We start from the raw sequence: 26,740 nt of genomic DNA on the forward strand, positions 1-26,740 counted from the left end.
GAGCATTGGAACCACCTGATCCCATCCCGAACTCAGCAGTGAAACGATGCATCGCCGATGGTAGTGTGGGGTTTCCCCATGTGAGAGTAGGTCATCGTCAAGATTAAATTCCGAAACCCCTATCTGCGTCTGCAGGTAGGGGTTTCGTTTTAGTAGAAGTCACCTATTTTGCTGGCACGTTACCGCTGTAACGGGCTGGTTACAGAATTTCTTGACGACCATAGAGCATTGGAACCACCTGATCCCATCCCGAACTCAGCAGTGAAACGATGCATCGCCGATGGTAGTGTGGGGTTTCCCCATGTGAGAGTAGGTCATCGTCAAGATTGAATTCCAGAACCCCTGTCTGCCAACGCAGACAGGGGTTTTGTCTTTCCGGGATCTGTAAAAGCTGGAGTCAGGTGCTGGCTTTGTGAGAATCACGAGTCGTTAAAACTGGTAGCTCACCGTGGCGGCAACGTTGCGCTCTTCACCCAAGTAGCAGAAGTCCAGGCTGGCACAAGACGCCACGTAAGACTCGTTGGATTGAAGGCCCTGGGTTTGAGTCGGAGTCGTCGACAGCGTGATGCCCGCCTGACGCGCGAATTGGTTGAGCGCATCGCTCAAGGGGCCGGCGGCAACGTGGTAGCGGTGGCTGCTGGCCTCGCTGCCCGGTGCCGCGAAGCCAAGTGTTGGCAGCAGGCCAACACCCAAAGCGGTCGAGAACAGCGCTGCGCGGATGGCGTGGCGCAAAACGCCTGATTCCGCTGCGTAATTGAGGGGGGGCTTACTGAAGGCGCGCGCAGTCATTGTAGATTTCCGTGGGAAGTCGCTGAAGTCAGAATTGAGGTACTTACTGACTAAGCCGGCCGTGCACGAAAAACCCGCCAAAATAATTCAAGCCTGCCGCTCCAGTGCCACCCACCAGCGAGTGCGGTAGCGCAGTTGCACAGGCAGGGTTTGCGGCAGGATGGCCAGCAGCTTGTCGGTGTCTTCGAGACGGAAGACCCCGGACAGCCGCAAGTCGGCAATGTCCGCCGAGCACGTCAGATAACCGTGCCGGTAGCGTGCGACTTCATTGAGGAAATCCCCCAGGCGCATGTTGCGGGTCACGATCAGGCCGTCGACCCAGGTACCGACATCCATGTTCAGCGGCGGTACCGGTTTCGCCTGGTGGTGATCGATCAGATAGCTCTGTCCGGCGTCCACCCGAATCGGCACACCGTCAGCGGCCAGCGGCGAATGAATCGCGACGATGCCACTGGTGACACTGAGTCGGGTGCAGTCGGTATCCTGGCGCAGGATGAAACGGGCACCTACCCCTTCATACACTCCGTGGCGACTGTGCACCCGTAACGGTCGATCAAACGAAGATCCTTCGTCGATTCCGCCACAGGTCACGATGATTTCGCCGCGAGTCAGTTTGATCAGCCGCTGCTGCGCGGTGTAATCCAGATCCACCGCACTGGCGGTGTTGAGCTCCAGGCGTGTGCCATCGGGCAGTTGGAAGCCGCGTCGCTCACCGGTGGCGGTGGAGAAGTCGGCGGTCCATGGTTGCCAGCCCACGGCCTCCTTGCCCAGCCAGGCGGCGGAGCCCATCAGCAACACGCCCGACAGCAGCTTCAGGGCCTGGCGTCGGCCCAGTCCCTGGGCACTGTTTTCCAGCGTGTTGAAGGCGACTTGGGCGCCAGGCACCGCCCGCAGGTTACTGCTCAGTTCGGCATGCAGGGATTGCACTCGTTGCCAGGCCAGTTCGTGTTCATGGTGTTCTGCCCGCCAGCTATCGCATTGCAGACGCAGCCTTGGATTGGTCGCGTTATTACGCAGCCGCAGCAGCCAATTGATGGCTTGCTTGACCACTTGCTGATGCGGCTCGCCGCGGCGATTCAGCACTAAGCTATCCACCGGCATCATGCTTCATACCGCAGCATGTAGCAGTGATACAGCGCGTCGGCCACATAACGCTCCACCGAGCGCAGGGACAAGCCCATCTGTTCAGCGATCTGCTTGTGGGTCAGTCCTTCGCACTGAGCCAGCAGAAACGCCTGACGCACTTTCGGCTTCAGGCCTTCAAGCAGGCGAGCGATGCTTTCGAGCAGTTCGAGCAGTTCGAGCACCAGTGCCAGCGCCTCGGCGCTCGGGGTTTCGGCCTCGGGCAAATGGACGATGCTTTCCAGGTAGGCGCGCTCGATTTCCTCACGGCGCCAATGATCGATCACCAGGCCCCGGGCGATGGTGCGCAGAAAGGCGCGTGGTGCCTTGAGTTCCAGGCGTTCGGTGCGTTGCAGCAGACGAACGAACGTGTCCTGAGCCAGATCCGCCGCATCGGCGGCGTTGCCCAGTCGAGCGCGCAGCCACGTGTTGAGCCAACCGTGATGGCTACAGTAAAGCGCCTGTACTGCGAACTCGGGTGAGGACATGAACGCGAAGCCTGGACGTCATAAATGATAATTAGTCGCATTGTTATCAAGGGCCGGGGAATTTGCAACTGCTGCTGAGCGTTACGTCAGTTGGACCGCGTTATCGTTCTTCGCGAGCAAGCCCGCTCCCACACTCGATCTTCAGTGAACACAATATTTGTGTACGACGTCGATCCAGTGTGGGAGCGGGCTTGCTCGCGAAAGCGGTGGACCAGTCACCGCTGAATAAAAGTCTTACACGAACAGCTTCAACACATTGTTCATCGCATCATCGGCAAACCCCTGCACGAATTCCTTGAACCCTGGCAACGCCTCGGCATCACCCCGGACCGGTTCGGCAATGATGGTCCAGGTCGCCCGCGACGTGTTCGCTCCCAGCGCTTCAACACTCATCGCCGCCCACAAGTTGGCCACGCCCAGGGTGTTGTAGATCGTGGTCCAGGTCATGCTCCGTGCCGGCTCATCCCGGGAGTTGAGTTGTTCGACCACCAGATTGCCGTCCCTGAAGAATTTCTTGCGCAGGGATGACACGCCTTCGCCGGTCATCTCGATGTGCGACAGTGCCGGAATGAAGCGATCGAAGCCGGCAAAGTTGCCGACCACGGCCCAGACTTGCGCGGCATCGGCCGGCACTTCCACCGACGCCACGACAGTGCAGCCTTGAGGGTTTTTGATCAGGGTATCGGGTTGCAGAGTGCTCATGGTATTGCTCCGTTCTTGGTTGAGATGATTCAGATAAAATTGATTTGTTTGAGGTAGTCGCAGCCGCGACGCAGCAGCGCCGGGGATTTTTCCGGGTAGTGCGCGCCCATCTGGCGCACGCCAGCGTGGGCGTTGTCGTGGCCAATCATCGAGATATCGCCGATGTCTTCTTCGAAGCCGTTGAGGTAGAAACCGAGTACGCCGAACAGCGCGTTGTCGCTGTCGACCTGGCCCAGTTGCTGCTGCCAGTCGGCGACGCTGACCATCGAAAACTCCCGGCCGGCCTCACGAAATGATGCGACGTAGGCGTCCCAGCTCAAGGGTTCGGGGTTGTGCAGGTTGAACACCGCTTTGTCGGGCTGATAGCGGCTGGCGTGGAAGGCAATGAAACGGGCGAGGAAATCCACCGGCATCAGGTCGAAATTCAGGGCGAATTCCGGTACCTGACCGAGCTGGATCGAACCCTTGAGCATCAGCATCAAACGATTCTTGTGCGGTTGGCAGACCCCCGTGAGGCTGTTGAAACTGATATTGCCGGGGCGATACAGATTGACCCGGACCCCACGCTCGCGAGCCCGCTCGAGGATGCGTTCACCCACCCATTTCGACAGGTTGTAGCCGTTCTTGATGTAGATCGGCGGGGTCGGTGCGGCAGGCAACTCAAGGACCCGCCCATCGGCGCAAAGGGTGCTGGAAGCCGAAAGCGTCGAGACGAAGTTGAAGATCTTTTTGCTGCGCCCTTCGCACAATCGCAGGCATTCGAAAATCGGTTCGACGTTGTCCCGCGCCAATGACTCGTAATCGAGGACGTGATTGACGTTGGCGGCGTTATGCACCAGTGCGCCAAACTCCCGGTCCAGTCGCTCATAGACATCCGCGGCGAGCCCCAGCCCGGGGCGGGTAATGTCCGCCGCATAAACCTGCACCCGGCTCAGGTCCAGATGCTCCAGACGGTTCTCTCGCATGGCATGAGCAAAGCGTTCGGCCGCCGATTGCCCGCCACCCTCCCGCACCAGGCAGGCGACTTCGCTGGTGCCCCGGGCCAGCAGTGCCTCGACGATGTGCACACCGACAAAACTGTTGGCGCCGGTGACGATCACCTTGTGCACGTCGCCCATGGCGCTCACCGGCAATGGCTGCACATCCAGCTCGCGGAAGGCGTCGGCCATGGCCTGTTCGCTCAACACTTGTTCGGTGCCGGAGCCACGAACCAGCGTCGCCAGTTTGCTGATGGTCGGCCGTTCGATGAAGCGGTTGATCGAGATGCTGCGACCGAATTCTTCACGCAATCGCAGGAGCATCCGCGACAACAGGATCGAGTGGCCGCCCAGGTTGAAGAAGCTTTCGTCGGTGGAAATTTCACTGGCTGGCAGTTCCAGCAACTCCGCCCAGATTGCCAATAACAGGGCTTCATCGGCACTGGCGGGCAAGCGCCGTGAGTGGTGTTCGGTAATGCTGACGGGCAGGTCGAGCAGCGCCTTACGGTCGACCTTGCCGTTGCTGGCGAACGGCATGCTCGACAGTTCGGTCCAGGCAATTGGCTGCATGTAGTCGGGCAGGAACTCAATGGCATGTGCTTTCAGCGCTTCGCGAGCGACACCAGGTTGCTCTTCCTGAGGCTGCGCGAGGAAGGCCAAAATCCGCCGTTGGCTGTCGATGACCACTGTCACCTGACGGTACATCTGACTGTCGCGCAGGCAGCGTTCGATCTCTTCCGGCTCGACTCGAAAGCCCCGGATCTTCACCTGGTTGTCCCGGCGTCCGCACAGCTCGATGCCCGCGCCGGTCCACTTGGCCATGTCGCCGGTGCGGTAGGCGCGCAGGCTCTCACCATTGGCCAGGCGCAGATTCAGATAGCGTTCGGCGGTCTGCTGCGGGTTATTCAAGTAACCCATGCACACCCCCGGGCCGACAATGTACAACTCGCCTACGGTCTGTTGCGCCACCGGTTGAAAATCCTCATCGAGAATCAGCACCTGGCTGTTCGCAATCGGCGCGCCGAGGGTGCGATTGCTGTCGCCGCTGCGCAGTTGTCGCGCGGTGATCAGCACCGTGGCTTCGGTCGGCCCATAGAGGTTGTAGAGCTTGCCCTGGCGAGTCAGTTGCTCGATGACACAGGGCTCGCAGACATCGCCGCCGGTCATGACATGCTCCAGGCACTGCAATTGATCCAGTGGCAGGATGCTCAACAGCGCGGGCGGCAAAAAGGCATGGCTCAGTCGTTGGTGGCGGATCAGTTCCACCAGTTGCAACGGGTCGCGACGTTGATCGTCGCTGGGCACGATCAACTCGGCACCCTGCAGCAGGGTCGGGAAAATATCGATCAGCGACGAGTCGAAACTCAGCGACGAAAACTGTAACACCCGGCTCTGTTCGGTCAGTTGCACGTAGTCGGCATACCACGTACTGAAGTGGGCGAGGTTGGCCTGGCTGAGTAATACGCCTTTGGGATGGCCGGTGGTGCCCGAGGTATAGAGCGCCATGCACGGCGCCGCGAGATCGGGGCGCGAGCGCATCAATGGTTGATCGAGGTTCACTTGATCGACACCGATCCGGGTGATGTCCAGGCCGGGCATCTGGGCCGCGAGCGGGTGTTGCCCGTCATGCAGCAACAATAGCGCCCCGGCATTCGACAGGATGTACTGCTGGCGTTGCAGTGGATGGCTTGGCTCCAGTGGCAGATACACCGCACCGCTGCCGAGAATCGCCAGAATCCCCGCATACAGTGCGCTGCATTTCGCCAGGCAGATCCCGACCACCAGTGGTCCCTGATGCTGATCGAGCAAGGGTTGCAGACGCTGCGCAATGGCGCGGCTCAGGGCATGCAGTTCGCGATAGCTCAGAGAGTTGCCGGCGACGTTCAGCGCCGGACGCTCGGGGCACTGGTTGAAGCGCTGCTCAAGGCGCTCGATCAGCGGTGTCTGCGCCAGTTGCAGCAGCCAAGGCGCTGCGGTGGTGTTGAGCCGATGGACGAACGCCAGGCTTTCCAGAAACAGCAGGCTCTCGATCTGCTCGAAGGAGGCGCAGGGTGCGGGTGGGGCGAGCAGAAAATACTCGGCATCCCGGGAGTAGCGGCTGATCAACAACGCAACCTGGTCCACCAGTTCAGCCACTGCTCGTACCCGCAACGCCTGACCGTTACCTGAAGGTTCATCGGCGATCGGCACCCGAGTCAGCAGCGTCGAGCCGAACTGGCACAGCAGGTCGAGCGGCGGCAGGCCTGAAGTTCCCGGCGCGCCGACGCCCAATTGCAGGGTCAGTCGCGGTGCATCGCCAAAGGAATGAACGGACAGGCTGGCGTCATCGATCAGCAAATCGACGTGACCCGTCGCCTGCTCGTCGAGGGAGGTCGACTGCCTTGGCGAATGACCCTGTTGTTCGAGTTCCAGCGCCAGGTCGGTCAAGGCCTGGCTGCGTCCAATAAGCAGAATGTCGAGACGTCTCATGATGTGCTCCTCGTTAAGCCAGGTAGTCGCCGAGGGCGTCTTGCACGCACGGCGAGTCGAGCAACGAACTGCTGCGGAAAAACCGCACGATGTTGGCGACCAGCGGGTGATGGCGATTGATCGGAAAGGCCAGTCCCGAGACTTCGCCCTTGAGTGCGCAGCGTGCGCCATCGCTGATCGGCAAGGACTCGATCAGCCGCAAGTCGAAGGACTTCTGGATGTCGTTGGTCAGGTACTGGCCGATGAACACCGGCAGGATGTGCGCAATGCAGCGACGGTCGTCTTCGCTTGCGGTGTGCCAGTAGATGCGTACCAGCCGCGTCCAGAAGCCGGAGTGGCGGCCCTCGTCGAGCAAATGGTCGGCCATCAAGCCCTTGATCGACTGCTTGACTGTATCGTCCTTGGCGAACGCCGCCACATCACCGGTCACGGTGTTCTCGGCGATGGCTACACAGATCAATTCCACGGCGCTGCGCAGGTGTTGCGGCGCGAGTGCGACGGCCGCCGGAATCGCCCGGCTCAATTCGATTTCATCCGGCAGCCCGATCGGCGTGATGCCGGTCATGGCGATGGTCTGCTGCATGAAATCCATGGCCACCAGCGCGTGGTAGTCCTCGTCCACCACCACCGTCATGGCGTCGTAACGGCAGGCGAACGGGAAGGCCAGCGGGAAACGGTTTTTCGCGATGCTGCGGGCGGTCTTGTCGACGATCTCGGTTTCGAAGATCACCACGTCATTGATGAACTTGTAGAGCGTCTGGACCAAGGCGAAGTCGCGCTGCCCGGGGCATTCGCGCAGGAAGGTTTCGCTCAGCACCAACGGCTGACGGCTCAAGGGATAAATCAGCTTCTCGTCGTTCTCCAGCACTCGTCGTGGACGGGTGCGGATGGTGGCGCGGCTCTCCCAGGCATCGGCGAAGGATTGGTAGTCGGCGGTGTTCATGCGTTCACCTCGGCTACCGGTTCGCTCATGCTCCGGCGCAGGCCATCCCACAGGGCGATGCGGCTTTCCACGGCTGCGATGGCGCTGGCATAGACGTCTTCTTCACGCTGCGGATCGCCATCGACCAGGCGGGCGAGGAGTTTTTCCGCCGCCGGGCCGTGGTCCTCGGAGTCGACCTCGATGTGCCGCTGCAGGTAATAACGGAAGGTCGGCGCTTGCTCGATACCGATGCCCCAGTCGTCGAGGATCCGCTGGAACATCTGCGGGATGACACCCTCACGACCATGCAGAAAGGCCGCTGCAACGCTATGGCCCGGCGCATGAAGGGCGGTGTGCAAGGTGTGGCGCACAAACTGCGCGGCTGCCGGATCGACATCCACACTTTGCAAGGCCACGTCATAGCTGACACCTTCCTGTTGCAGCGCCACGAAGCGTTCCACGGCGACCGTCCTTGCACCGACTTCGCGCATGGCATCCAGATACAGCTCGAAGTGGCTGTAGTGACCTTGGGCCGGACGGTCGTCGGACTCTTCACCCAACACTATCTCGTTGATCAGGCGCGCCGCCTGCGGATCTGGCGGCGGCAACCAGGGCAATTGGACGCAGGTCAATTCCTGTTGCAGGCGCTTGGTCAGGGACATGAAGTCCCACACCGCAAACACGTGGGATTCCATGAAGCGTTGAAGTGCCGGGAGTGAATGTATTTCAGAAAAGATCGGGTGTGCGCTCAGTTGTGCTTTTTTCTGATCGAGACGGTCTTTAGTCGATGTCATGGGTGCGCCTATAAGTGTGTGGTCAATAAGTAACGAGTGAATAAGGTTTTCTGCTGGCGAGCGGGTATCTCAAACTAATTGATCTGGGTTGGGTGTATATAAACTTTCTGATTACGGCCTGCCGGCCAATGTTCGTTGGTGGCGATGAAAAACTAATACACAAGTAAAGTTCTGATCAAGATATTTCTTTATTATTTTAAAGTTTAACTTTGTCGGGCGCGACAAGTTCCAATAAGACTTTTGGGTGAAGTTTTATTTGGTCGTAGTTACTCCTTCCGGCTTATATAAGTCAGAATCGAAACAGAGAGTGAATGCCTCACTCGAAGCAACTTTCAAATGGCTAGCGTCAAGGTGATCTGAGGGGGTGGAAGTTGGCCTGGGATCGCCGATTCTTCCTTTCCGGTGACAAGACTCCTTTCGTTGATTCTTGTTGCGAGGACTGCTCGCTCGTGCGGTGCGTCACCCGTTCATTATTCGTTGGCGGACCAAGCGTGAGCCTAATTCAAGGAAGCCGCCATCACCGAGTGGTGAATGCTCTCGGTGCAATGATCGGGTTTGAGGGTGGTGAGTCGAAGGCAGGACCTTGGAGGAGGGGATGCAATCACGGCAAGCGAGAGCGAGCAGTTCGCTTTGCTTGTTCAAGCCTGCCGCTGGAATTACTTCGGGGTTTTCCGGTTCTTTGCCTCGGGGCTTTCGAGGTAGCGCGTGATGACCTCGACCCCGCGATTGAGGTGTTGTTCGAGCATCTTCACCGAGCGTTCAATGTCGCGGTCTTCCACGGCCCGCAACATCGCCCGGTGATCTTCCTGGGACAGTTTGCCCAGGCCCATGGCTTCCAGGTTGAAGCGCAGGAAGCGTTCTTCCTCGTTCAAGCCGTCTTCCACCAGGTTCAACAGTCGCCGGTTCGGCGCCTTGTTGTACAACGTCATATGGAACAGACGGTTGAGCCGGCCGATTTCGGTGTAGTCGTGTTGTGTTTCCAGTTCATCGATGTAGCGGGCGGCCTGTTCAAAATCCTCGTTGGTCAGCAACGGGATCGACAAGCGCAGGGCTTCGGATTCCAACAGAATCCGCAGGGCGTAAGTTTCAACGGCATCGCCCTGAACCAGCGGCGCAACCACCGCACCTTTATGAGCGATCACGTTGAGCAGCGACTGGGCTTCGAGCTGGCGCAAGGCTTCGCGCACCGGCATCCGGCTGACGCCGAACAGATCGGCCAGGTCTTGCTGCCTAAGGGCGGTGCCGCAAGGGATGCGACCGTCGAGTATGGCAGCACGCAGGGTCTCTTCGATCACCGAGCGTGCCAGATGAGCAGGAATCGGCCCGCTGACCTTGATGCTGCTGAGAGGGTTGGGCTTCTGTGTCACTACAACGCACCCTGATTGACTGAGATGATTTTTGGATCCAATGAACAGTAGTAATGGTTATACAACATGTCAAACCGTGTAAAAGGCTATATCAAGAGTTTAGCGCGTCAGCAGTGATCGCACCGTGCCATTGTCTTTTACCGGGGCAGCCTTCACCATCACTCGACTCTATCTGCCCCATCTGGAAGCCTCGCCGTGGCGGCATGTTTTGCGATTCCCCGGACATTGCGCTGGCTATGCGGCGCGCTGCTGCTGGCCGGCATCATGCCGGGCGGTCTGCACGCGGACTGGGATTTTTCCCTGATCAGCCGTCGAGCGCAGGCATTATACGGACCGCTGGGCGAAGGTCAGCAACGCATCAATGCCTGGCAACAGTTGCTGGCCACGCAGAAGCAGATCAGCGAGCTGCAACAGCTCGACGTGGTCAACCAGTTCTTCAACAGACAGCTGCGTTACGAAGAGGACATCGACCTGTGGCGTCTGATCGATTATTGGCAAACCCCGATCGAAACCCTGTGGCAAGGCGCCGGCGATTGCGAAGACTTTGCTATCGCCAAATATTTCAGCCTGCGCCATCTCGGTGTTTCCAGTGACAAATTGCGTATCACCTACGTCAAGGCCGTGAGCCTGAACCGCGCCCATATGGTGTTGACCTATTACTCGAGTCCTGAGGCCGTGCCGCTGGTGCTCGACAGCCTGATTGATGCGATCAGGCCCGCCAGCCAACGAGCCGACCTGCTGCCGGTCTACGCTTTTAATGCCCAAGGATTGTGGCTACCGGGTGCCAAGGGCAACAAACAGGTGGGAGACACCAAACATCTGTCCCGTTGGCAGGATGTGCTGGAGAAAATGCAGGCAGAAGGTTTCCCGGTCGAGACGACCCACTAGGAGCACGCCCTCAGATGTCTCTGTTCAAACAGCTGTCGATGGCTCTCTGTCTGTTCCTGGTGGTCGCCTTCACCGGCAACTTCATCGTCAGCCTGGAAAGCTCGCGTGCCCAATACGTCAACCAGTTGCGCTCCCACGCCCAGGATGCCGCGACGGCGCTGGCGCTGTCCCTGACGCCGAACATTGACGATCCGGCAATGGTCGAGTTGCTGGTCAGCTCGATCTTCGACAGCGGGTATTACGCGAGCATCCGGGTAGTCGATCTGTCGAACGACAAGACCCTGGTCGAGCGCAGTGGCATGACGGCGGTGAGTCATGTGCCGGACTGGTTCGTCGACCTGATCGGTCTGGAACCGGCGGGCGGCGATGCCATCGTCAGCCGAGGCTGGGAGCAGGCCGCCAGGGTCGAAGTGGTCAGCCACCCGATGTTCGCGCTGGCCAAGCTCTGGCAGAGCGCATTGGGCAGTCTGGGCTGGCTGCTGATCTGTGGCATGGTCAGTGCGGTGCTGGGCGCGCTGTTGCTGCGCCGGCAACTGAAGCCGCTCGATTATATGGTCGAGCAGTCCCACGCCATCGCCCGTCGGGAATACCTCAGCCTGCCAGACCTGCCGCGCACCCCCGAACTGCGCCGCGTGGTGCAGGCCATGAACCAGATGGTCGAAAAGCTCAAGGCGCTGTTCCAGGAGCAGGCCGAGCGCAGTGAAAAACTGCGGGCCGAGTCCTATCAGGACACCCTGACCGGGTTGGCCAACCGGCGCTATTTCGAGATGCAATTGAACGCGTGGGTGAGTAATCCGGAGCAAGCCAGCTCAGGTTATCTGCTGCTGTTGCGGGTGAAGGATCTGGCCGGTTTGAACCAGCGCCTGGGCGGTCAATACACCGATGAACTGCTGATAGCGGTCAGCGAACAACTGTCCCGTGAGTGCGCCAGATACCCGCAAACGCTGAACCTCATCACGCGCATCCGTGGCGGCGAATTCGCCGTGCTGGCGCCGGGGCTGGTGCGCGAAGAAGCGCTGCAACTGGCGCAGAACATCGGCGCTGCGTTGGCCAGCCTGCACGCGACCGGCGCCACGGACGTGGCGTCGGTCGCCTCGGTCGGGCTGGCACCCTTTGATCATGGCGACTCGCCGCAGGCGATCCTGGGGCTGGCAGACCAGGCATTGGCGCAGGCCGAAGGCCAGGGTGAGAACTGGGTCTGCCTTGACCACAGCGCAGCGGCCGGGGTCGGTGATGACCACCATGCCTGGCACAGCTTGCTTGACCGGGCGCTGAATCAGCAGCGTTTCAAGCTGTATTTCCAGCCGGTGGTGGCCAGCCAGGACCGGCAATTGGTACTGCACTACAAAGTGCTTTCGCGTTTGCTCGACGAGCAGGGCCAGGCCATTCCCGCCGGGCGTTTCTTGCCGTGGCTCGAGCGTTTTGGCTGGACCGCGCGGCTGGACCACCTGATGCTGGACTTGGTGCTTGATCAAATGGCCGATCACCAAGAGTCGCTGGCGCTGAACCTCTCCCGCGCGACATTGGTCGATCCGCAGGCGCTGAATAAAATCTTCGAGATTTTACGTGCGCATTCCCATCTGGGATCGCGGCTGACCCTGGAAATCGGCGAGGAGCAACTGCCGGAGCAGGCGGTGCTTGAAGAGCTGACGCGGCGTCTGCGGGAGCTCGGGTTCTCATTGAGCCTGCAACACTTTGGCGGGCGCTTCAGCATGATCGGCAATCTGGCGCGGCTTGGGTTGGCCTATCTGAAGATCGACGGCAGCTACATCCGGGCGATTGACCGGGAGAGTGACAAGCGGGTGTTCATCGAGGCGATTCAGCGGGCTGCCCACAGTATCGATCTGCCTTTGATTGCCGAACGGGTCGAGACTGAAGGGGAGTTGTCGGTGATGCGTGAGCTGGGGGTGTATGGGGTTCAGGGGCGGTTGTTCGGGGAGCCGACGTCATGGAAGTAAGGCCTTCAACTTGCGTCGTCTGTGAGTCCGTATTCGCGAGCAGGCTCACACATTGATTCTCGGTCGAGCGCAGAACCTCATTCACTGGAGATCCCTGTAGGAGGCCGCCCAGCCTACGAAGAGGCTGCGCTTTCGCGCAGAGAACATGTCGATAAATCGGCAAATAATTTATCTTAAAAATCAATGAGATAAATTTTGTTCTATAAGAGCTGGCTTGCCGGCGAAGGCGTCAGCACAGACACCATCAGAGCTGGCGTGGGAACGATCGGATGGGGGACAGCGGCGTCGGAGATTTCCTTCAAGTTGTAGCGGTATTGGTGAACTTGTCCAGCTTCGGGACCATGGATAGTCTGGGATTGTCACTGAAAAAACGGTGACACGGACGTGCAAGTCCGAGTAAAAGACCCACCCAACCAATGCCACGAGCTTTCATCGAGCATTTATGCTCGTTGTAATCGCTTTATGGCGGCTGTGTGCGGGAGACCTTCGGGTCTGCCGAGGTTTCTGGGTGGCTTTACTCGGTCTTGCACCCCGCACATGGCTGCCACCTTATTCGCGTGCAAGCGAACCTGGTTCAGCTTCCATTTTTTAAGGAAACCCACCATGTTCAAGGTAACTCCGAACCCGCCAGAGGACTCTGGCATCTCGTCCCACGAATCCCTCGATTCCCCAAAACTCCCCGAAGCCGCCGAGCGCGCTCTCGATCATCATTTTCCCTCTCAGGAAAAACCACAGAAACCCCGCAAGAGCCTCCTCTTCTCCATATCTCCAGATATCCACATCGAAGCCCTTCTGGCCAACGCCTCCGAAGACCTGCTCTCGATCAGCGCCATCGCCGCCGACCTCGCCGACGATGTGGAAGGCTCACGCCGTTCTGTCGCCCTGGCGCTCAGCCGAATGGCCGATGGGGTTCATTTGTTGGTGGAACGGGCACTTGATCACCTTGAATCGCCGGAGATGATGCAGTCCCAGGCAAAGGTTTAGCGGGACAATCCTATGGTGAACTGAAGATCGCCTTCGCGAGCAAGCCCGCTCCCACATTGGATCTAGGCCGTACACAAATAATGTGTTCGCTGAAGATCTATTGTGGGAGCGGGCTTGCTCGCGAAGGCGTCAGTACAAGCGATGATGATACTGAAGACTAAATCAATCCCGCCTCATCATCGACCAAATGACTCAACCCACCCAGCGCCTCACGGGCCTGGGACCGGTCCATGAGCTTGGCTTGCGCGGCGGCCGGCAGATCAGTCACGCGGATCACCCCTTTGCTGGTCAATACCTGGATCAAGTCGTCGAGCACCCGGATCATGTCCAGGTCGCTTTGCTGGAGCTGTTTGAGGCTGGTCGCCATCACCTCGCTGGCGAACCAAACCTGCAGGTCTGGATGGTCGGCCGGCAGCGTTTCGGTGGCTTCGGCGTAGGCCTGGGCTTCCACGCGCATCAGTCGGCCTTCTGCATTGCGTTGCACATAGAACATGGTGCATCCCTCGAGCGTTGATTCCATGACAGCCAAGAGCAGCATAGGCCAATCGCCGGCTGTGCGGGTTCCTATGGCTACCCATGTAAACGTCAACAGCCCCTAGCCCGCGCCAAGTGCTGCCGGTGCAGCCAAACGCACGGAATCCTGGTCAGTGAGAAAACTGAGTTGAGCATCCAGTTTTCGACTGCTTACTTGTCGATCCCCAGCATCCCCAGCCAATCATTGGGAAATCGAACATTCAATGGCAATTGATCGATTCTCCAACGTGCCGGTAGTGGTTGATCAAACTTGGCAGCGACCTGCAATCCCATTTCGCTCGCGGCGAATGGCCCGCGCAGAACGAGTGGCGTGCGACTGGCACTGTCCACCGCCTGCACCACGTGAGCATCCAGCCATTCTCCGTCCGGCATATGCACTTTCAGTGGCTGACCCGTCTGCGCGTAGTTGATGTAAAGCGGTTCCAGATAGATCCACAGCAAGGGATCGGTCAACTGTTCCAGACGCATCAGCAGCGTGCCCGGGCCGACGTTCTCACCTGGCGAGACCAGCACTTCTGCTATCCGTCCACTCTGCGGTGCAGTCACTGACAAGGCTTCCAGCCGCGTCTTCAGCCATTGTTGTTCGGTGTTTTGCTGTATCACCTCCAAATCAAATCCTTGAGGTGATAGATGAGCTAACTGCTCACGACGTTCGAAAGCCAACAAATTCGATTGAAGTCCGTCGCGTTCGGCCTGCGCAGCCAGTACTTCTCCATGAGTAGCTGCGCCCTGCCGCACTAGGCTTTCCAGCTGCTGGACCCGTTGTTCTGCGCGATTTGTCGTGGCTCTGAGCAATTGACGCTCCTTTGTCGCCAAATCGTTATCGCCGAGCTGCCGGGGTGCAACGGGCATGGCTGCAAGCTGCAATAATCGGACGCGCCATTCCAGATTATCGACTTTGGTTAGCAGTTGGTCGGTCTGCACATGATCACCAGCGGTGACGAGCACTTGTTCGATCCGACCGGCCTCTCGTGCACGCACGTCCTGAATAGGCAGGTGCAGCTGTGCTGGCGCGTCAATCAGCAGAAAACCATAAAGCAGCTTGCCGACAAGCCAGAGTAACGGGCTGGCTACCAGGAACAGGATCAGATACCAACGTAGGCGAAATGCCATACGCTTGCCTGGGGCGTAGAGCACATTCAAACCATGTTCCTGAGTGGGGTTGTGCTCTTTATTGCTATTAAAACGAATCTTCATGAGCATCTCACCATTTTGGGAAGTCTCGCCAGGCTTGCCAGTCAATGCCGACAATACCCTGAGGTTGTAACTGGTCACGCCATACCGCTACCTGGCGTTGCATTTGTTCAGCGGAGGCGCCGGCCCAACTTTCAGTGGATGACAACTGGCGCTCGGCGCTCTGGGCCAGACGAAATTGCAGAGCCGGCCAACGCTGCGCAATCTCCCCTGCCAATTGCGCACTGTGCTGTGGATTGCGGGTATAAATCATCAGGCTGACCTGACCAATTCCGATTGCCGGGAGTACACAAGGCACGCAGGGGTGTCCGGCCTGGGGCGCCGCGAACCAGCGATGGTGGCTCGATATTTCTACTGGCCAATGACTGACCGCCGATGCCGCACTCAAAGTGTCGAGCCAGTCTTGCAGGCGTTGATCGGGTACCGGCCAGCCGAGTTGCTCAACTTCGAGATCCAGATGGAGGCTGGAAAACGCCAACCCCTGAAGTTTTTCCAATAAATTTGTTAATTTCCGGCGCTGCTGGGGCTCGATCCAGCTTGGGTCGCCAAGCAAAAGACTCACTTGCAGGCCGCTGCGTGCGGCCTCTTGAAGTAATTGATTAAGCGCCTGGCGAGTCGCCGACAGATTGCTCACCTGGGCAGCGTTGAGTCCAAGATAGACTTTCTCCATGCCGGCTTTACGCAATGCTTGCAGTTCCGTCGGACGACGCTTTGGGTCCAGTAAGGCTTCGCTGCTCCAGACATAAGTGGCCTGAAGCCATTTTTCCGGCTCGAACGAAATACTCTGACGTCGTGCCAGGGACGTGGAGGCCGTACCTGTTGCTGAGGTTTTCGGCTTGACCATTGGCGACCACTCCAAACGCTCGTCACCCAGCAATGCAGAAAACTGTGGGCTGTCTTCGGTGAAGAGATTCAGCTCTGCCTGACGCAACCAGGCGGCATGCCACGCGGCAATTAATTCGAATCCCGACTGGAAATAAATGCGCTCGGTGGTCAATAGGGTATTGAGGTTTTCATCGGCGTCGAGCTTGCCCCGAGCCTTTTCCTCATCAAGAGCCAGCGAGGCGGTACGCCATTGCTGGCTGCGCTGCCTGATTGACGCTTGCGCGGTACTTTGGGCGCGCAATGCCTTGCTCAGCTCCAGTCCCAACGAACGTTGTTCGGCCTCAACTCGGTCATTCGCCGCTTCGTAGCGTGCGTCGGCGACTTGTTGGCGAGCCCGCGTATTGCCGACCAGGTCGAAAGGCGTAGAGAAATTGAGACTGGCCACCAAGCCGCTGCCCGCTTTATCCGAACCGCTGCGATACTCCCGAGTGCCGGTCAGAGCGACATCGGAGTCAATCGACGAATACCAGGGGTTGTCTCGCTCTTTGTCGGCCAGATCACGCAGGTTTTGCTTTTCCGCTACCCTTGGATGTTGATTCAGCAGCGCCTGCCATTGAACCAATGGTTGTGGTTGTGGCGCCAGAGGCTCGGCCACTGCCTGGGCGCCATCGGGTAATACGCTCATGCTGATGCTGGCCAAATCTTCGCGTACATCTACTTCGATCCTGGTCAGCGCCTTGCATCGGGTTGAAAGCGCTTCCCACTCGTCTGACTGCAACTGACCTTCGGAGGCGCGCGACAAACCTTTTTGCACGCGCAGGCGAATCGCCTGACCCGCCTTTTTGGCCGCGGGAATGAGTTCACCGCAAAAAGCTGCTTCCTGTTGTACGCGCCACCAATCAGCGTATGCGCTACGCAATGCCAGGCGCTGGCTTACCTCCTCTAAAGCAATGCGTGATTGCTGTTGTTGGCGTTCGTACCGATTGGCTTGCAACAGGTCGAGCTGACGTTTAAGGCTACCCAACAGAGGATGGCGTACACCAAGACTAAAATTTCGACCGTAATAATCATCGCGGATTTCATCTGTGACCAACTCTTGAAAACGCCCGGAGCCAGCGCCGGCGTATACTTGCCATCCGGCCCTGTCTTGATGAAGCCTGGCTTCTGCGTCGAGGGCTCGAAGGTCAGCCTGGCCAGCACGCAGCAGAGGATCTGATTGTTGCTTATCTATCAATTCTTGAAGTGTCAGCGGTTGAGCCAGCAATGAAGTAGATGACAGCACTAAAGTTAGAGCAAAAAACACCGATCGCATGTTAAAACCTTGTGGCTTTTTTCAAGACCCACCATGGCGCCATGCTGCTTTCTTCATGGCCACGACGGAACACTTCATTGAGCATGGCGACTGCACTCCAGCTGCGCATAATCAACATGAACAGCGGATAAAGCGGCACTAGCAATCCAAAACGCAGGTCCTGTCGAGGCCGATCGGAAACCATTAACAGCATGGCCCCGAATAATAGTGCGGTGATCGTCAGGTACAGCAGATAGACCAGAGCAGACAAGACCAACAGCGTTGAGACAGGCAGGATGAACAATGCCAGTAAGGTGTAGCCCACAATGATGAAGGGCAGCGCCAATTGAAAAAAGAAGCCGCTGAGGAGGACCATCAAAAAGGTCCGCCACCCTAATAGCGTCGGATTTATACTATGGCTGTGCTTGCGAACGTACAGGAAAAAAAGGTCGCCGTCCCAGCGTAGTCTCTGCATGAGAAACTGTTTGAACGTCGTCGGTGCATCAGTATGGCCAATGGCTTCAGGTTCGAATGGAATTCTTAAGTTATGACGTCCGAAATAACTTTTGATTCGCAGTGTTATATCAAGGTCTTCTGCTGTATGAGTATCCCAGCCACCAATTTTCATAAGGAAACTGCGACGGAACGCGCCGAAGGCCCCAGAGATATTATTGACCAGATTCCATTCGGCCAATCCGATCTTCGATAGATGGATCGAAAGTAAGTACTCCAGCGCTTGCATCGCCGCAGTCATGGAACTCCAGGCATTACGAACGCGCAAGCTCCCAGCCACCGCCGGAACCGACGGGTCCGCAAAATGCCGCACCATGGCACTGACCATGTTGTTGTCAAACGATGTATCACCATCCAAGGCCATTACGATCTCGCCGCTGGCATGGGCCAGACCGGCATTCAATGAAGACACTCGGCCGCCACGCTGCCATTTCGCAATCGGACGCAGATGTCGTCGTGGATATAAATGAGGGTCTACCTGGAAGTCCCGTACAGCATGTAGCGTAGGCTGGTTCACGGTAGCACCGTCCACCACCGGTATCATCTCGATGTGTCCGGGGTAGGTTTGTTCGCACAGGCTTAATAGCGTCTGCTGTACATCCATCCCTTCGCTGTAGCAGGTGATGATACAAGACACTTTCGGTTGATAAAGGCTGAGTTGTGGGGTGCCGGTTTGCCGTCGTATGAACCAGCGCAATACTCCCAGCAACACCAGTGTATTGAACGGCAATTCAAGCAGCAGGAAGAACGGAAAGAGCATGTAGAACAATCGACTCAAACCATCCGGTCCCGCCAGTTGAGTGAGAATGTCCTGACTCTGATCGAAGAGTGGATTCATCGCTGCCTCAAGCCAGTTCACTGGCTAGACGGGCCAGCAACAATTCGGAGTTTTCCTGATCAAGCAGATCTTGTGGCGCGGTGCAACTGACGACACGCAGAGATATCTCACTGACCTCAGGTGTCGAAAACAACTCGGCGACTTGCACCAGACGTTGTTTGACACTCAGCAGTCCCTCGGTTCCAGTGTGCGGGAGCATGAGCCAGAGGAATTCTTCCGAGCTTCGGGAGCAACGATCGGTTTCCCTGACTGCTTGCTGCAAACGATCGACCAGACTGTCGACGAAGGCATGCCCACGGTGCTCGCCAAGTCGAAGAAGAGTATCGGTCAAGTTGACGAAGCGCAGACCAATCAGTGAAAAAGCCGGCTGTTTATGGCGGCGTACGATCTGAATTTGCCACGTGAGCAGGTCATAGAAATCTTTACCGCCCAGTAAATTGAGTCGCCCGAAGTGATTGCCCTCGTCAAACTCCTTATTAAAGCCTTGGCGGCAGCGCAAACGTCCTGCTTCAGTCAAGCGATAGTGCCTGATTTCGCGTACTCGCAGCTTGTCGGGGGCATGTGCCAAGCCACAATCCAGGCAGCGCGCCTGAACATCGGCGTCAATAAAAAATGCCTGACATGGCCGGCAGCGATAGTTTTCCAGCGGTCGATCATAGTCGCTACCAATGTGTCGCAATCGGTTCAAACAGTTAGGGCAAAGTAACATCCCGTCTTTCAGAAAATTCTCTTGGGCACCCACATGGCCACAGGTAAAGCAGTGCAGTGAAGGCTGGCGTGAAATGTCCAGGGCCTGGCATTCAGGGCATACATCAACATAGTTCAAGCGCCCCGAACCGCAGCCTGTACAGAGCCGGACGCGATCGACCAGTACACCCTCTTCCAGCCAGTCTTGCTGGGCCATCAGTTTCAACCAGACGAAGGTATTGATTTGCTCTTCCTCGGCCAAAACCTCCAGCAATGGGTAGCGATAATGCTGAGGCACCTCTGGATCGCGCAGTGCATGCACTTCTGCGCTAGAGCGCAACCACAACCACGAAAGCACCCGGCTTTCAAATCGATCCGACGCGCTCGCGCGATTAAAGAGACTGAACCGTGCTTTCCACAACCTCCAGAGCGGCGTTATTTCTTTGAGTTCAGAAGGGGGGGGACCATCGCCCAGCGCTTTGCACCAACCGTCCAGATCACGGCAGCAGTAAATCAAGCTGAAGCGATAAGACACATCCATACGCAGCTTGCGAAGCAATTGCCCCGCAGAGACACCAGGCATGTCAAGCAACAACACATCAAACGCGGGTGCGGCCAAAAGGCTGTCTGGATCGGTAAAGTGTTCCAATTCCAAAGAAGCAAAACCCGAAGTGAAATTGCCAAGAACAGCAATCCGGGGAGGTGAAGTGGGCATGATGGGGTACCTGGGGGAGCAGACAAATAACGCGAAGCAAGCGCAGATGAGAAATAGTAGCACTTCGTCAATAAACCGTCTATTTCGAGGGTTGGCGATGATTTTGATTTTATTCGTCAAAAAAATGACAAGCCTTCGGCGGCATAAAAGTGGCGCGGGCTTTCATGTGCGCCCGGCATGGGCGGAATCTCACGAGTTTTGGTCGACACCGGAAAAATTCTGCTTCAGTTCCGTTTACCACAAGCCGGATCTGCGGATGGCGGTTGAGGGTATGCTCTACCGGATTCGTTCATGCTGACCCAGGCATGGCACCCCCGTTTTGGACAAGGATCCGGCGCCGCGGTGGATGCGCGAAACCTGAAGTCCTGCTGCGACGAGACGTGGCTGGCGGCGCAACCTGTGTAGGAGCGATCCTTGTAGGACGAGGCTTACCCGCGAAGACGGCCTCAAATACGTCACATCTTTAAAAGGCCATATCATTATTCGATAATGATATTTAAATTTCAGTTCTTATATCTATAAAGTCACTTCCCTGCGTACCCTCCGACCAATCGGCGCGCCGCACGACACGAACCAACACGGGACCTCCGTGAGATTCTGATCGACGCGCGCGCCCTTGAGCGTGCCGTGCGTGGGAGTAATTTATGTCTGCTGCTACTGCTACCCCAAGCGCCGCGAGTATCGCGCCGCAAACGTTCGAAATCCGCCCATTCGCCGGCGCCGTTGGCGCCGAGATCATCGGCCTCGACCTGTCCCGCCCGATCAATGATCACGACTTCGCCCGAATTCACCGGGCGCACCTGGAACACCATGTTGTGGTGTTCCGCGATCAACACATCACCCCCGAGCAGCAAATCGCCTTCAGCCGCCGTTTCGGTGTGTTGCAGATCCACGTGCTCAAACAGTTCCTGCTGGCCGGGCACCCGGAAATTCTCATCGTTTCCAACATCATCGAAAACCGCCAGTCCATCGGTCTCGGCGACGCCGGCAAGTTCTGGCACTCCGACCTTTCCTACAAAGAACTGCCAAGCCTGGGCTCGATGCTGCACGCCCAGGAGCTGCCCTCCGAAGGCGGCGACACCTTGTTCGCGGACATGCACAAAGCCTGGGACAACCTGCCCGGGGCATTGCGCAAAGCCGTCGAAGGTCGCTCGGCGGCGCACTCCTATACGGCGCGCTACAGCGAGAGCAAATTCGAAGGCAATTGGCGGCCGACCCTGACGCCGGAGCAACTTGCCCAGGTCGCAGAAGTGGTGCACCCGATCGTGCGCACCCACCCGGAAAACGGCCGCAAGGCGTTGTTCGTCAGCGAAGGTTTCACCACCCGTATCGTCGGTTTGCCGGAAGACGAGAGCCAGCCACTGCTCGCCGAGCTCTACGCCCACAGCGTGCTGGCGCAGAACATCTATCGCCATCAATGGCAGGCCCACGACCTGGTGTTCTGGGACAACCGCTCGCTGATCCACCTTGCCGCCGGCTGCCCGAGCCATCTGCGCCGCAAGCTGTATCGCACCACCATCCAGGGCGACGCGCCTTTCTGATTTGTAGGAGAATTCCCATGTCCAAACGTCTTTCATTTGCCCCCTTGGCCGCGACGATCGGCCTGGGTTTGAGCCTGATCGCCGGCAGCCTGGTGGCGCCGACCGTGGCCCAGGCCGAAGGTGAAATCCGCATCGCCGAGCAGTTCGGCATTGTTTACCTGTTGCTCAACGTCGTGCGCGATCAGAACCTGATCGAGAAGTACGGCAAACAGGAAGGCCTCGACATCAAGGTCGACTGGACTCAGCTCTCCGGCGGTGCGGCGGTCAACGATGCATTGCTCTCTGGTTCGATCGATATCGCCGGTGCTGGCGTCGGTCCGTTGCTGACCATCTGGGACCGCACCCACGGCAAGCAGAACGTCAAGGCCGTAGCCTCGCTCGGCAACTTTCCGTACTACCTGGTGAGCAACAATCCCAAGGTCAAGACCATCGCCGATTTCACCGAGCAGGACCGCATTGCGGTGCCGGCGGTAGGGGTGTCGGTGCAGTCGCGCTTCCTGCAATACGCGGCTGCCAGGCAATGGGGCGACAAGGAGTTCAATCGCCTCGACAAGTACACCATCGCCGTTCCGCATCCTGACGCCACGGCGGCGCTGATCGCTGGCGGCACCGAATTGAGCGGGCACTTCTCCAACCCGCCGTTCCAGGATCAGGCGCTGGCCAATCCCAACGTGCATGTGGTGCTGAACACCTATGACCTGCTGGGCCCGAACTCGCCGACGGTGCTGTTCGCCACCGAGAAATTCCGCAACGAGAACCCGAAGACCTACAAGGCTTTCGTCGAGGCGTTGACCGAAGCGGCGCAGTTTGCCCAGAACGATAAGGGCGCGGCGGCCGACACTTACATCCGTGTCACCAAGGCGAAAATTGATCGCGCTGCGCTGTTGAAGATCATCGACAACCCGCAGTTCGAATTCAGCGTCACGCCGAAAAACACTTACCCGTTGGCCGAGTTTCTCTACCGGGTCGGCGCGATCAAGCACAAACCGGATTCGTGGAAGGATTACTTCTTCCAGGATGCCAAACCATTGCAAGGGAGCTGATAGAGATGAACGCCCCTGTGCAAGGCCACACGGCCAGCAACCCGATCGCGGCAGCCCGGGCGCTGTTGTCGGTCGACAAGGTCAGCCTGGAATACCGCACACCGCAACGTGTGGTTCGGGCGACCCATCAGGTCAGTTTCGAAATCGATCCGGCCGATCGCTTTGTGCTGCTCGGCCCGTCCGGTTGCGGTAAATCCACCTTGCTCAAGGCCGCCGCCGGATTCATCCAGCCTTGCGAGGGCGAGATTCGGCTGCAAGGGCAAACCGTCACTGCGCCGGGGCCCGACCGGATTGTGGTGTTCCAGGAGTTCGATCAGCTGCCGCCGTGGAAAACCGTCAAACAGAACGTGATGTTTCCGTTGCTGGCCTCCCGAACCCTTAAGAAAAAGGAAGCCGAAGAACGGGCCTTGCACTATCTGGAGAAGGTCGGGCTCGCCGCGTTTGCCGACGCCTATCCGCACACCTTGTCCGGCGGCATGAAGGCCCGAGTGGCCATCGCCCGGGCATTGGCGATGCAGCCGAAAATCCTGCTGATGGATGAACCCTTCGCCGCGCTCGATGCGCTGACCCGACGCAAGATGCAGGAAGAGTTGCTGCTGCTCTGGGAAGAGGTGCGCTTCACGTTGCTGTTCGTCACTCACTCCATCGAAGAAGCGCTGGTGGTGGGCAATCGGATTTTGCTGCTGTCGCCGCATCCGGGTCGCGTGCGGGCCGAAGTCCACAGCCATCAATACGATTTGCACAGCCTCGGCGGCGTGGAGTTTCAAGCGTCGGCGCGGCGCATTCATCGCTTGTTGTTCGATGAAAGCCAGTCACCGGAAACCGAGCGCGAGCTGGATTTTTCCGACATCCGCATCGCTTATTGAGCCATTGAAAGGAGTGCCCGATGAGCCGGTTTTCATCTGTGCGACAAGAATTCGAAACCGTTTTGCAGCCCCTGACGAGCGTGCCGCTGGAGCGTGAACTGCCGCTGGGTCAGCGTCTGTGGCAACAGGGCTGGATTCGTAAAAGCCTGATCCTGATTTTGCTGGCGGTGCTGTGGGAAGTGGTTGCCCGGATTCAGAACAACGACCTGCTGCTGCCAAGTTTTGTGCAAACCGCTCATGCGCTGTATGACGGCCTGCTCAGCGGCGAGTTACTGGGCAAGGTGTGGATTTCCCTGGTGGTGTTGCTCAAGGGTTACCTGATCGGCATCGTGCTGGCATTTGCCCTGACTACCTTGGCGGTGTCGACGCAGTTCGGTCGCGACCTGCTGAGTACGCTGACCTCGATGTTCAACCCGCTACCGGCGATTGCCCTGTTGCCGTTGGCACTGCTGTGGTTTGGCCTGGGGCAGAACAGCCTGATTTTCGTGCTGGTGCATTCGGTGCTCTGGGCCTTGGCGCTGAACACCTATGCCGGGTTTCTCGGCGTCTCGGAAACCCTGCGCATGGCCGGGCGCAACTACGGCCTCAAGGGGATGCGTTTTGTGTTGTTCATCCTGATTCCGGCGGCGCTGCCGTCGATTCTCGCCGGGCTGAAAATAGGCTGGGCCTTCGCCTGGCGCACGTTGATCGCGGCTGAATTGGTGTTTGGTGCAACCAGTGGTAAGGGCGGGTTGGGTTGGTACATTTTTCAGAATCGTAATGAGCTGTACACCGACAAGGTGTTTGCCGGGTTGGCGGTGGTGATTTTGATTGGGTTGCTGGTGGAGAATCTGGTGTTCGATACGTTGGAGCGGGTGACGGTGAAGCGGTGGGGGATGCAGCGGTGAGATAGGATTCCCGTGCCTATCTTCTTTGTCGAATGGTCATTCCCGAGGTTGACAGACCATCTAACCGATCCAGTGCTTGCCGTTGAAGTCGAGCGGAATGTCTTATTGCCGAAAAATCTCCTCCAACGGTTGCTGTATCAATAGGATCTATTGAGGATGATAAATACGCTTCATATTCAGGTAATGGCCTTGAGAACAGTGCAGGATCTTGTCTTGAGTAAGCGGGCGGTCGTTGACCAGCGGTCACAGGCAGCATCGTTGAGCTGTTGAGAGGATAGGCAGGTGGTAAAGATGGAGCGGCCCCCGGGGCGCCACGAGGAGGGTATGTCTCGAAGTAAGCAGGGGGACTGTTGCTAGGTCTTCTGAAGGAGGCCTCGTACCACCCTAAATGTCTAAAGTCAGTGCGCAGTGCCCGAGCACCAAGATAAGTTGAGGCTGCACCCGATATCACACTTGTAGCGGAAAGTAATTGAGTGGCTTGAGGAGCATAGTTAAACATTGCGGAAGCCCCGGCAGCGAGACCTGTTATCCCGGATAACGTCCCGAGACCGTTTGCTAGTCTAGCTCGCCCGCCATATATAAATAAACTACTAAGATTTAAGCCTGTTCCTAGAATGGAAGTAAAATATCCCAATGCCCCGATATTCCTTGCACTGGAAAGCAGTGCAAGTACGCTCCAATGTCCTGTCGGATCCGAACGGTTCACAGGATCCCCCACGCAATACATATACGGATTTAACCCACCCCGCCCAAACGGACCCCAGTTGTCTGGGCTATGAAAACGCATTAATCGGGGGTTGTAAGCACGGTAGCCGTTGCCCAGCAAATACCAGCAGGTTTGCGCCTCGCGCAGCTCACCGTTGAAGCCCAGCCGCGTCGCGACTTCCTGTTGCGCAGACTGATGGCCGTAGACGGCGTAAGCCAGGCGATTGATGTCATCGCCAACCACTTCGGCGAGCGCCGATTTTTGGCTATCAGTCGCCAGCAAAATGGTGCGTTGCGTGTTCGATTTCTGTTGATCGACCGGATCTGTTGGGGTCATGGAGCGGCCTTCCCGGGTAAATGAGCGAAGTGAGTGCCGTTCTTTGGTTTTACGCGCTTGTGCCAAGGTTGAGAACTATCAGAACTGCTAGGGTGCCGCCTCGCAAACCCGTACACGCTCATCTGTAGGAGCGAAGCTTGCTCGCGATGAATGTGACTCGGTCCCTAGGTAGACCGCGTTATCGTTTATCGCGAGCAAGCTTGCTCCTACAGGGGGGCAGGCTGTTAGCATTGCGTTTGAATCAATCCAGATCAGACATGAGTGCTCAGTATGCAACTCCCGGACATGAACCTCCTGGTCGCCCTCGACGCCTTGCTCGACGAAGGCAGTGTGGTGGGCGCCGCGCGGCGGATGAATCTCAGCCCGGCGGCGATGAGCCGCACGCTGACGCGAATTCGCGAGGCCATTGGCGATCCGATCCTGGTGCGCGCCGGTCGTGGTTTGGTGCCGACGCCCAAGGCGCTGGCGTTGCGCGAGCAGGTGCGGGATGTGGTCGAGCAGGCGGCGTTGCTGTTCCGCTCCGCCGATGAAGTGCAGTTGGGAAGCTTGCGGCGGCGGTTCAGTATTCGCGCCAACGATTTCTTCGTGGGGGTCTACGGCGGCAAGTTGTTCGACACGATGGAACGTCAGGCGCCGCACTGTGAATTGCGCTTTGTCCCGGAAGGCGATGGGGATGACGAAGCCTTGCGTGAAGGCCGCATCGATTTAAGCGTCAGTAACAACCGGCCGCTGATGCCGGAGGTGAAGGTGCAGAACCTGTTTTCCACGCACTTTGTCGGGTTGGTACGCGAGGACCATCCGTTGTTCGATGAAGAGATCACCGCGGAGCGCTACGCCGGTTTTTCTCATATCAGCATGTCGCGCCGGGGCATCGCCCGTGGCCCCATCGACACGGCGCTCAACGCCTTGGGATTGGAGCGGCGGGTGGCGGTGATTGCGCCGAGTTTCCATGCGGCGATGTTTGCGTTGCCTGATTCCGATTTGATTCTGCCTGTACCGAAAGAGGCGTTGCTGAGTGTGCGGCGTTTGGGGTTGAAGTTGCGTTCATTCACCCTGCCGATTCCGCTGCCGACCCTCATGCTGACCCAGGCCTGGCACCCGCGTTTCGACAAGGACCCGGCGCATCGGTGGATGCGCGAGACGCTGAAAGCCTGTTGCGACGAGACGTGGCTGGCCGCACAACCCACCTCAACCTGAACGCCAGCTCCTGCAGGGGTTTTGTATTGCTGCATGGAACGCACTTATAACTTGCCAATAAGTTGATTTTCGACAGCTGCCACGCTTCATAAAATGCCCCGGCATTC

The 26,740-nt window shown here is 58.0% G+C and carries 23 protein-coding genes, 2 rRNA genes and 1 pseudogene; 12 read left to right on the forward strand and 14 right to left on the reverse strand.

Going from position 1 to position 26,740, the window contains the following annotated elements; translation table 11 throughout:
- Positions 1–103 (forward strand): 5S ribosomal RNA (gene rrf / locus F8N80_RS27660); the annotation flags it as partial.
- Positions 104–210: 107 nt separating this feature from the next.
- Positions 211–326: ribosomal RNA gene (gene rrf / locus F8N80_RS27665) — 5S ribosomal RNA — on the forward strand.
- Positions 327–429: 103 nt separating this feature from the next.
- On the opposite strand, the gene F8N80_RS27670 is transcribed toward rrf (F8N80_RS27665), so the two are convergent.
- The 8 genes from F8N80_RS27670 to F8N80_RS27705 form a co-directional block, all read right to left on the reverse strand.
- Entirely contained in the window at positions 430–789 is a 360-nt protein-coding gene (locus tag F8N80_RS27670; RefSeq protein WP_191633000.1) for a hypothetical protein, read from the reverse strand.
- An 87-nt stretch (positions 790–876) separates the two neighbouring features.
- Complete coding sequence (locus F8N80_RS27675) at positions 877–1,890, reverse strand: FecR domain-containing protein (protein WP_150785139.1); 1,014 nt, start codon at positions 1,888–1,890, stop codon at positions 877–879.
- Complete coding sequence (locus F8N80_RS27680; RefSeq protein ID WP_150746400.1) at positions 1,890–2,399, reverse strand: sigma-70 family RNA polymerase sigma factor; 510 nt, start codon at positions 2,397–2,399, stop codon at positions 1,890–1,892. Before F8N80_RS27680 ends, F8N80_RS27675 begins: the two co-directional genes overlap by 1 nt.
- Before the next feature lie 234 nt (positions 2,400–2,633).
- A complete protein-coding gene (locus tag F8N80_RS27685; RefSeq protein WP_150746401.1) occupies positions 2,634–3,101 on the reverse strand; it encodes an SRPBCC family protein in 468 nt (155 codons plus the stop codon).
- A 29-nt stretch (positions 3,102–3,130) separates the two neighbouring features.
- The gene (locus F8N80_RS27690) at positions 3,131–6,547 is read right to left on the reverse strand and encodes a non-ribosomal peptide synthetase (RefSeq protein ID WP_150746402.1); all 3,417 of its coding nucleotides are present in this window, start codon (positions 6,545–6,547) and stop codon (positions 3,131–3,133) included.
- Between the two features lie 13 nt (positions 6,548–6,560).
- Complete coding sequence (locus F8N80_RS27695; RefSeq protein WP_150785140.1) at positions 6,561–7,490, reverse strand: diiron oxygenase; 930 nt, start codon at positions 7,488–7,490, stop codon at positions 6,561–6,563.
- Complete coding sequence (locus F8N80_RS27700) at positions 7,487–8,263, reverse strand: DUF3050 domain-containing protein (protein WP_150746404.1); 777 nt, start codon at positions 8,261–8,263, stop codon at positions 7,487–7,489. The genes F8N80_RS27695 and F8N80_RS27700 overlap by 4 nt, the downstream gene beginning before the upstream one ends.
- Before the next feature lie 656 nt (positions 8,264–8,919).
- Positions 8,920–9,630 carry a GntR family transcriptional regulator gene (locus tag F8N80_RS27705; RefSeq protein ID WP_150746405.1) on the reverse strand — a complete coding sequence of 237 codons (711 nt, stop codon included), beginning with the start codon at positions 9,628–9,630 and terminating at the stop codon, positions 8,920–8,922.
- Between the two features lie 195 nt (positions 9,631–9,825).
- Between F8N80_RS27705 and lapG the strand changes: the two genes are divergently transcribed.
- The 3 genes from lapG to F8N80_RS27720 all read left to right on the forward strand — a co-directional run bounded on the left by lapG (position 9,826) and on the right by F8N80_RS27720 (position 13,460).
- Complete coding sequence (lapG, locus tag F8N80_RS27710; protein ID WP_150785141.1) at positions 9,826–10,518, forward strand: cysteine protease LapG; 693 nt, start codon at positions 9,826–9,828, stop codon at positions 10,516–10,518.
- A 14-nt stretch (positions 10,519–10,532) separates the two neighbouring features.
- Positions 10,533–12,476: a cyclic di-GMP receptor LapD gene (lapD, locus tag F8N80_RS27715; protein WP_150785142.1), complete on the forward strand. Its 1,944-nt coding sequence runs from the start codon at positions 10,533–10,535 to the stop codon at positions 12,474–12,476.
- Between the two features lie 603 nt (positions 12,477–13,079).
- A complete protein-coding gene (locus F8N80_RS27720) occupies positions 13,080–13,460 on the forward strand; it encodes a DUF6124 family protein (RefSeq protein ID WP_150785143.1) in 381 nt (126 codons plus the stop codon).
- 157 nt (positions 13,461–13,617) lie between these two features.
- Here the strand turns inward: F8N80_RS27720 and F8N80_RS27725 are convergent, their stop codons facing one another.
- The 5 genes from F8N80_RS27725 to F8N80_RS27745 all read right to left on the reverse strand — a co-directional run bounded on the left by F8N80_RS27725 (position 13,618) and on the right by F8N80_RS27745 (position 20,057).
- Complete coding sequence (locus tag F8N80_RS27725; RefSeq protein ID WP_150785144.1) at positions 13,618–13,953, reverse strand: tryptophan synthase subunit beta; 336 nt, start codon at positions 13,951–13,953, stop codon at positions 13,618–13,620.
- Positions 13,954–14,144: 191 nt separating this feature from the next.
- Positions 14,145–15,191, reverse strand: coding sequence for an HlyD family secretion protein (locus F8N80_RS27730; protein WP_150746409.1), 1,047 nt, complete (start codon positions 15,189–15,191; stop codon positions 14,145–14,147).
- Positions 15,192–15,198: 7 nt separating this feature from the next.
- Entirely contained in the window at positions 15,199–17,325 is a 2,127-nt protein-coding gene (locus tag F8N80_RS27735; protein WP_150746410.1) for a TolC family protein, read from the reverse strand.
- A 1-nt stretch (position 17,326) separates the two neighbouring features.
- Positions 17,327–18,655 carry a glycosyltransferase family 2 protein gene (locus F8N80_RS27740; protein WP_150785145.1) on the reverse strand — a complete coding sequence of 443 codons (1,329 nt, stop codon included), beginning with the start codon at positions 18,653–18,655 and terminating at the stop codon, positions 17,327–17,329.
- A gap of 7 nt (positions 18,656–18,662) precedes the next feature.
- The gene (locus F8N80_RS27745; RefSeq protein WP_150785146.1) at positions 18,663–20,057 is read right to left on the reverse strand and encodes a diguanylate cyclase domain-containing protein; all 1,395 of its coding nucleotides are present in this window, start codon (positions 20,055–20,057) and stop codon (positions 18,663–18,665) included.
- On the opposite strand from F8N80_RS27745, the gene F8N80_RS31290 reads away from it, so the two are divergent.
- From F8N80_RS31290 to F8N80_RS27770, 6 genes and pseudogenes are all read left to right on the forward strand, one after another.
- Positions 20,056–20,355: a hypothetical protein gene (locus F8N80_RS31290; RefSeq protein WP_191632998.1), complete on the forward strand. Its 300-nt coding sequence runs from the start codon at positions 20,056–20,058 to the stop codon at positions 20,353–20,355. The genes F8N80_RS27745 and F8N80_RS31290 overlap by 2 nt on opposite strands.
- Positions 20,343–20,462, forward strand: a pseudogene (locus F8N80_RS27750) (LysR family transcriptional regulator); the annotation flags it as partial. The gene F8N80_RS31290 and the pseudogene F8N80_RS27750, both read left to right, overlap by 13 nt.
- A gap of 239 nt (positions 20,463–20,701) precedes the next feature.
- Entirely contained in the window at positions 20,702–21,598 is an 897-nt protein-coding gene (locus tag F8N80_RS27755) for a TauD/TfdA dioxygenase family protein (RefSeq protein ID WP_150746413.1), read from the forward strand.
- A gap of 17 nt (positions 21,599–21,615) precedes the next feature.
- Entirely contained in the window at positions 21,616–22,641 is a 1,026-nt protein-coding gene (locus tag F8N80_RS27760; protein ID WP_150785147.1) for an ABC transporter substrate-binding protein, read from the forward strand.
- Positions 22,642–22,646: 5 nt separating this feature from the next.
- The gene (locus F8N80_RS27765) at positions 22,647–23,507 is read left to right on the forward strand and encodes an ABC transporter ATP-binding protein (protein WP_150785148.1); all 861 of its coding nucleotides are present in this window, start codon (positions 22,647–22,649) and stop codon (positions 23,505–23,507) included.
- A 20-nt stretch (positions 23,508–23,527) separates the two neighbouring features.
- Positions 23,528–24,394 (forward strand): ABC transporter permease, encoded by an 867-nt coding sequence (locus F8N80_RS27770; protein WP_150746416.1) that lies wholly within the window; start codon positions 23,528–23,530, stop codon positions 24,392–24,394.
- A 16-nt stretch (positions 24,395–24,410) separates the two neighbouring features.
- Here F8N80_RS27770 and F8N80_RS27775 read toward each other — a convergent pair whose 3' ends face one another.
- Entirely contained in the window at positions 24,411–25,436 is a 1,026-nt protein-coding gene (locus F8N80_RS27775; RefSeq protein ID WP_150785149.1) for an RHS repeat-associated core domain-containing protein, read from the reverse strand.
- Between the two features lie 270 nt (positions 25,437–25,706).
- Here F8N80_RS27775 and F8N80_RS27780 point away from each other — a divergent pair, with 270 nt between their 5' ends.
- Positions 25,707–26,633 (forward strand): LysR family transcriptional regulator, encoded by a 927-nt coding sequence (locus F8N80_RS27780; RefSeq protein ID WP_150746418.1) that lies wholly within the window; start codon positions 25,707–25,709, stop codon positions 26,631–26,633.
- The last annotated feature ends 107 nt before the right edge of the window (positions 26,634–26,740 follow it).

The organism is Pseudomonas fluorescens (genome assembly GCF_902497995.1).
GTDB lineage: Bacteria > Pseudomonadota > Gammaproteobacteria > Pseudomonadales > Pseudomonadaceae > Aquipseudomonas > Aquipseudomonas fluorescens_BK.

What these genes read in the sequence shown, in the direction of transcription:
- F8N80_RS27685 (WP_150746401.1), bottom strand. Translation starts at nt 3,101, where the DNA reads ATGAGCACTCTGCAACCCGATACCCTGATCAAAAACCCTCAAGGCTGC.
- F8N80_RS27730 (WP_150746409.1), bottom strand. Translation starts at nt 15,191, where the DNA reads ATGAAGATTCGTTTTAATAGCAATAAAGAGCACAACCCCACTCAGGAA.
- F8N80_RS27680 (WP_150746400.1), bottom strand. Translation starts at nt 2,399, where the DNA reads ATGTCCTCACCCGAGTTCGCAGTACAGGCGCTTTACTGTAGCCATCAC.
- F8N80_RS27690 (WP_150746402.1), bottom strand. Translation starts at nt 6,547, where the DNA reads ATGAGACGTCTCGACATTCTGCTTATTGGACGCAGCCAGGCCTTGACC.
- F8N80_RS27775 (WP_150785149.1), bottom strand. Translation starts at nt 25,436, where the DNA reads ATGACCCCAACAGATCCGGTCGATCAACAGAAATCGAACACGCAACGC.
- F8N80_RS27755 (WP_150746413.1), top strand. Translation starts at nt 20,702, where the DNA reads ATGTCTGCTGCTACTGCTACCCCAAGCGCCGCGAGTATCGCGCCGCAA.
- lapD (WP_150785142.1), top strand. Translation starts at nt 10,533, where the DNA reads ATGTCTCTGTTCAAACAGCTGTCGATGGCTCTCTGTCTGTTCCTGGTG.
- F8N80_RS27700 (WP_150746404.1), bottom strand. Translation starts at nt 8,263, where the DNA reads ATGACATCGACTAAAGACCGTCTCGATCAGAAAAAAGCACAACTGAGC.
- F8N80_RS27670 (WP_191633000.1), bottom strand. Translation starts at nt 789, where the DNA reads ATGACTGCGCGCGCCTTCAGTAAGCCCCCCCTCAATTACGCAGCGGAA.
- F8N80_RS27770 (WP_150746416.1), top strand. Translation starts at nt 23,528, where the DNA reads ATGAGCCGGTTTTCATCTGTGCGACAAGAATTCGAAACCGTTTTGCAG.
- F8N80_RS27675 (WP_150785139.1), bottom strand. Translation starts at nt 1,890, where the DNA reads ATGCCGGTGGATAGCTTAGTGCTGAATCGCCGCGGCGAGCCGCATCAG.
- F8N80_RS27765 (WP_150785148.1), top strand. Translation starts at nt 22,647, where the DNA reads ATGAACGCCCCTGTGCAAGGCCACACGGCCAGCAACCCGATCGCGGCA.
- F8N80_RS27740 (WP_150785145.1), bottom strand. Translation starts at nt 18,655, where the DNA reads ATGAATCCACTCTTCGATCAGAGTCAGGACATTCTCACTCAACTGGCG.
- F8N80_RS31290 (WP_191632998.1), top strand. Translation starts at nt 20,056, where the DNA reads ATGATGGGGTACCTGGGGGAGCAGACAAATAACGCGAAGCAAGCGCAG.
- F8N80_RS27725 (WP_150785144.1), bottom strand. Translation starts at nt 13,953, where the DNA reads ATGTTCTATGTGCAACGCAATGCAGAAGGCCGACTGATGCGCGTGGAA.
- F8N80_RS27735 (WP_150746410.1), bottom strand. Translation starts at nt 17,325, where the DNA reads ATGCGATCGGTGTTTTTTGCTCTAACTTTAGTGCTGTCATCTACTTCA.
- F8N80_RS27780 (WP_150746418.1), top strand. Translation starts at nt 25,707, where the DNA reads ATGCAACTCCCGGACATGAACCTCCTGGTCGCCCTCGACGCCTTGCTC.
- F8N80_RS27760 (WP_150785147.1), top strand. Translation starts at nt 21,616, where the DNA reads ATGTCCAAACGTCTTTCATTTGCCCCCTTGGCCGCGACGATCGGCCTG.
- F8N80_RS27720 (WP_150785143.1), top strand. Translation starts at nt 13,080, where the DNA reads ATGTTCAAGGTAACTCCGAACCCGCCAGAGGACTCTGGCATCTCGTCC.
- F8N80_RS27695 (WP_150785140.1), bottom strand. Translation starts at nt 7,490, where the DNA reads ATGAACACCGCCGACTACCAATCCTTCGCCGATGCCTGGGAGAGCCGC.
- F8N80_RS27745 (WP_150785146.1), bottom strand. Translation starts at nt 20,057, where the DNA reads ATGCCCACTTCACCTCCCCGGATTGCTGTTCTTGGCAATTTCACTTCG.